Source organism: Streptomyces sp. NPDC055815 (assembly GCF_053616475.1).
In genome coordinates this window covers 19,050-23,625 of sequence record NZ_JBSHDU010000111.1, presented here as the reverse complement: position 1 = coordinate 23,625, position 4,576 = coordinate 19,050, and the positions used below count along the sequence as shown (strand labels likewise).

The window sequence follows — 4,576 nt, the reverse complement described above, 5'->3', positions numbered from 1 at the left end:
CCCAGCGGCGCCTCCGCGTTCCGAGCCTGGACCCGCACCACCAGTGACGGTGCCACGGGGTGCGGGTTCAGGCGCGGGAGCCTCTGGCGCCGGCAGGGGCGCCGTTCCGTTGTGCCCACCCGTTCCGCCCCTTGCGGAACGCCTGCCCACAACGGGCGGAAGCGCACGTCACCCCTTCTCCAGCGCCCCCCACACCTCCGCCTCCCGTTCCGCCGTCAGGCCCGCGCCCTGGCGGTCCGGGCGTTGGGGTGCGACCCCGCCGAGGGACTCCAGCCACGCCCACGTGTCCGCGACCGTCTCCTCCACCGGCCGGCACCGCAGCCCCGCCGCGAGTGCCCGGGAGACGTCCGCCGTGTGCATCGTGTCGTACATCTCGCCCGGCGGCAGCCACACCGGCAGCTCCGTCCACGGCTCAGCCCCGGCCGCGAGGAGCGCCTCCGGCTCCGTCCAGCGCAGCTCCGCCCCGCCCCCGGTCGTCCGCACGCACGCGTCGAGCAGTCCGCCCATCGTGGTGTGCCCGGGCGGCGAGACCAGGTTGTACGGCCCCGAGAGCCCCGCCGCCACCGCGTCGAGCGTCCACACCGCGAGGTCGCGGACGTCGATGTACTGGACCGGCATCGTGCGCGGCCCGGGCGCCAGGACCGGCCCGCCGCGCGCGATCCGGCCCAGCCACCAGGGGAGCCGGCCCACGTTCTCGTACGGGCCGAGGATCAGGCCCGCCCGCACGAGCAGCGTCCGCTCGGGCCCGAAGGCCTCCCCGGCGGCGAGCTCGCCGCTCCGCTTGGCCTCCGCGTACGGCACGTCCCCGTCGTCCGGGGAGCCCTCCACCAGCGGCCCGTCTTCGGTGAGCCCGGCGGCGGGCGGCCAGGCGTACACGGAACGGCTCGACACGTACGCGTACCGCCCGACCCGGTCCGCGAGCAGCCGGGCCGCGTCCCGGACCGCCGACGGCGCGGCCGACCAGGTGTCCACGACGGCGTCCCAGGAGCCGGAACCGGAACCGGTGGCGAGGGCGGCGAGACCGCCGGGGGCCGTGCGGTCCCCGATCAGCGAGGCGGCTCCCGCCGGAGCGGCGTGGCGGCCCCGGTGGAAGACCGTCACCTCCCAGCCGCGTTCGAGCGCGGCCTCCGCGATCGCGCGGCCGACGAACTCCGTACCTCCGAGCATCAGCAGTTTCATGGCCCGAGCCTGCCCGGCGGGGGTCGGTCGGGGCCAGGGAGTTCCGCTCCCGGAGGATTCCGCCAGGGGAGGAACGAGCGCGGAGGGAGAGGCGGTCTGTCGGCCATTTGGCCGGGATGACACCATGGCGGCGATGACGAATGCCCGGTCGCCCCTGCGCGCCCTGCGAGCCGCACTTTTCGCGGTCGTGTGCGTGACTTTGGCCGCTGTGGGGCATTCGTCCATGTCTGCGCACCAGCTCCCGGCGACCCTGCTGCTCGGCGCCTTCGCCGCGACGGCGGCCGTCGCGTGGGCGGCGGCCGGACGGCGCCGGGGCGCGCCCACGATCGCGGGGGCCCTGCTGCTCCTCCAGGGCGCGCTCCACCTGCTGTTCTCGACGACGGGTCAGCACGCGCAGGGGATGCACCACGCGATGCCGGGGATGGACGGGACGCCGGCCATGGACGGCATGCACACCATGCCGGGCATGGAGAGCATGCAGGCCATGCCCGGCATGGAGCACATGCCGGCCATGCCCGCCATGCCAGCCATGCAGGCCCTGCCCGGCGCGGACGCCGCGCCCGGCATGGAAGCCCTGTCCGCCATGGACGCCATGGACGCCATCGACGTCATGGCAACGGCCACCACCGCCCCCATGACCTCCGGCTCCGGCGCCGGCATGCTCGCCGTCCACCTCCTCGCCGCCCTCCTCTGCGGACTCTGGCTCGCCCGCGGCGAGGCCGCGTTCTTCACACTCGCCCGCGCCGCCCTCGCGTACGCCTTCACCCCGCTCCGCCTGCTGCGCGCCGCCCTCGTCCCCGTCGTCGAGTCCCCGCGCCGCACGGTCCGCCGGGCGCGGCGGAACGCCCGCCGCCCGCACACCGTCGTCCTCGCGCACACCCTCTCCCGGCGCGGCCCGCCCCGGCTGTCCACACCCCGCGCCACGGCCCTCGGAGCGCACGTCTGACCCGGGGGTCGCTTCCCCCTGTCGACACACCGACTCCAAGGACAGTCAGTCATCATGACGATCGACGATCTCGCACGCCCGGAAACTCCGGATTCCGAAGCGCCACCGGCGCCCGCCCCCACGCCCACCCGCCCCGGCACCTGGAGCGCCCTGCGCCCCCTCGTCCTGCGCCTCCACTTCTACGCGGGCGTGCTCGTCGCCCCGTTCCTCCTCGTGGCCGCCGTCAGCGGTCTGCTCTACGCGCTCTCCTTCCAGGCGGAGAAGGTCGTGTACGCGCACGAGCTCGAGGTCCCCGTCGGCGACACCACCCTGCCGCTCTCCCAGCAGGTGAACATCGCCCAGAAGGTCAACCCGAACGGCACCGTCACCGCCGTCTGGCCCGGCGCCGAACCCGGCGCGACCACCCGGGTCCTGATGGCCGACCCCGACGTCCCCGAGGGCACCTCGCTCGCCGTCTTCGTCGACCCGTACACCGGTGACGTACGCGGGCAGCTGCCCAGCTACGGCGGCTCCGGCGCCCTCCCGCTGCGCACCTGGATCGACGGCCTCCACGCCGATCTGCACCTGGGTGAACTCGGCCGCAACTACAGCGAACTCGCCGCGAGCTGGCTGTGGGTGATCGCGCTCGGCGGCGTGCTGCTCTGGGTCGGCCGGCGACGGAAGAACCGCCGTGCCCTCGTCCTGCCGGAGCGGGGCCCGAAGTCCCGTCGCCGCACGCTCTCCTGGCACGGCTCGATCGGCCTGTGGGCGGCGCTCGGCCTGGTCCTGCTCTCCGCGACCGGCCTGACCTGGTCGCTGTACGCGGGCGAGAACATCGGCACCGTGCAGGACGCGCTCGGCGGTGCGACGCCCAAGCTGTCGGCGGGTGCGGCCCCGTCCTCGGAGCACGAGGGCCACGGCGGCGCCCACCACGGCGGTACGGCCCCGAAGGGCACGGACATAGGCCTCGACAGAGCACTGGCGGCGGCCCGCGCGGCCGGCATCGACAGCCCGAGGATCTCGGTCGTGCTGCCCGCCGAGGGCAAGGGGTACGTGGTCAAGGAGACCGACACGCAGTTCCCGGTCCAGCTGGACTCGGTGGCGCTCAACCCGGCGGACGGCACGGTCCTCGACCGACTGCGCTTCAGTGACTATCCGGTGCTCGCGAAGCTGACCCGGACAGGCATCGACGCGCACACCGGCGTGTTCCTGGGCCTGTTCAACCAGCTGGCGCTCGCGGCCCTCGCGCTCGCCCTCATCCTGCTGATCCTCTGGGGCTACCGCATGTGGTGGCTGCGCCGCCCGGGCCGCCCGGTGGCGCGCGGCACCTGGCGGAAGGTCCCGGTGACGCTGCTCCTGCCGCTCGCGGCGGCGACGGCGCTCGTCGGCTGGTTCGTCCCGCTGCTCGGCCTGAGCCTGCTGGTGTTCCTGGCGGTGGACCTCACCCTCGCCCTGGTGGCGAAGGTGAGGTCGAGGGCAACCGCCTGATCAGGGGGTGTACTTGTAGCCGACCCGCCGCACGGTCTGGATCGTGTGGCGGTGCTCGGCGCCCAGCTTGCGGCGCAGCCGGGCCACGTGCACGTCGACCGTACGGCCGTCGCCCACGTGCCCGTACCCCCACACCGTCGTGACCAGCTGGTCGCGGGTGTGCACCCGGTGGGGGTGTGCCACCAGGTGGGCGAGCAGCTCGAACTCGAGGTACGTCAGGTCGAGCGCCTCGCCGTCGACGAGGGCGATCCGCTGGACGCCGTCGATGGTCACCGGCCCCTGCTCCTCCGCCGCGACGGGCGCCGCCGGCGCGGGGACGGGGGCCGCGGGCAGGTGCGGCTGCTGGTCGGCCGGGACGAGGACGAGGTACCCGACCATCGGCGGCCGCCCCGGCAGCGTCGGCAGCGCGTGCTGCGGCGCGGGCAGCAGGGTGGCGCCGGGCGGCAGGAAGTCCGCCACCTGGGAGAGGTCGACGACCTCGTTCGGATCGACGGCACGCAGTCGGTGCCGACCGGGACGGACGGCCGTGAGGGAAGCGCTCTGGGGGTGGGCGATCTGGGTGTGGGCCATGGCAGCTCAGCTCTTTCGCGCGGGGAACGGACGGAGAGGTCTCGTACGTCGTGCGCGTGCGGCCGAAGGCCGGGATCGGACCGTACCGATCGGGGCGTTAGAGGGCCGACGCGTTCCTCACGCGTCGACAGCACCGGTCGAAGTCGTGGTGCTGCCGGGAAGGCCAGAACGGCTCGAGGTCGTGGCGACCCGTCGCGGTGTCGTTCTGCATGATGGCCATATCCCTATTGAAGCAGAAGGGAATGCCTCCGACGACCCTCCAGGCTCCAAAAGCCGTGTCGTTCATCCCACATGACGAGAGAGGCGGCCCCCCCGGGGAAACCGGGGGGGCGCGCCTGTATAGGGGGGGGGGAGTACGGGGCCGCCCGAGACAAGGGCCCGCCGCCGGGGGGCCACCAAAAGGGGGGGGCCGCC

4 protein-coding genes are annotated in these 4,576 nt (G+C 74.2%); 2 read left to right on the top strand and 2 right to left on the bottom strand.

Annotated elements, in window-relative coordinates:
- Positions 1-168: 168 nt before the first annotated feature.
- Positions 169-1,179 (bottom strand): NAD-dependent epimerase/dehydratase family protein, encoded by a 1,011-nt coding sequence (locus ACWGN5_RS38770; protein ID WP_453523118.1) that lies wholly within the window; start codon positions 1,177-1,179, stop codon positions 169-171.
- Positions 1,180-1,402: 223 nt separating this feature from the next.
- On the opposite strand from ACWGN5_RS38770, the gene ACWGN5_RS38765 reads away from it, so the two are divergent.
- Both ACWGN5_RS38765 and ACWGN5_RS38760 read left to right on the top strand, forming a co-directional pair.
- Entirely contained in the window at positions 1,403-2,125 is a 723-nt protein-coding gene (locus ACWGN5_RS38765) for a hypothetical protein (protein WP_453523117.1), read from the top strand.
- A 54-nt stretch (positions 2,126-2,179) separates the two neighbouring features.
- Positions 2,180-3,592: a PepSY-associated TM helix domain-containing protein gene (locus ACWGN5_RS38760; RefSeq protein ID WP_453523116.1), complete on the top strand. Its 1,413-nt coding sequence runs from the start codon at positions 2,180-2,182 to the stop codon at positions 3,590-3,592.
- On the opposite strand, the gene ACWGN5_RS38755 is transcribed toward ACWGN5_RS38760, so the two are convergent.
- Complete coding sequence (locus ACWGN5_RS38755) at positions 3,593-4,162, bottom strand: winged helix-turn-helix domain-containing protein (RefSeq protein ID WP_453523115.1); 570 nt, start codon at positions 4,160-4,162, stop codon at positions 3,593-3,595.
- Between the last annotated feature and the right edge of the window lie 414 nt (positions 4,163-4,576).

What these genes read in the sequence shown, in the direction of transcription:
- ACWGN5_RS38760 (WP_453523116.1), top strand. Translation starts at nt 2,180, where the DNA reads ATGACGATCGACGATCTCGCACGCCCGGAAACTCCGGATTCCGAAGCG.
- ACWGN5_RS38765 (WP_453523117.1), top strand. Translation starts at nt 1,403, where the DNA reads ATGTCTGCGCACCAGCTCCCGGCGACCCTGCTGCTCGGCGCCTTCGCC.
- ACWGN5_RS38755 (WP_453523115.1), bottom strand. Translation starts at nt 4,162, where the DNA reads ATGGCCCACACCCAGATCGCCCACCCCCAGAGCGCTTCCCTCACGGCC.
- ACWGN5_RS38770 (WP_453523118.1), bottom strand. Translation starts at nt 1,179, where the DNA reads ATGAAACTGCTGATGCTCGGAGGTACGGAGTTCGTCGGCCGCGCGATC.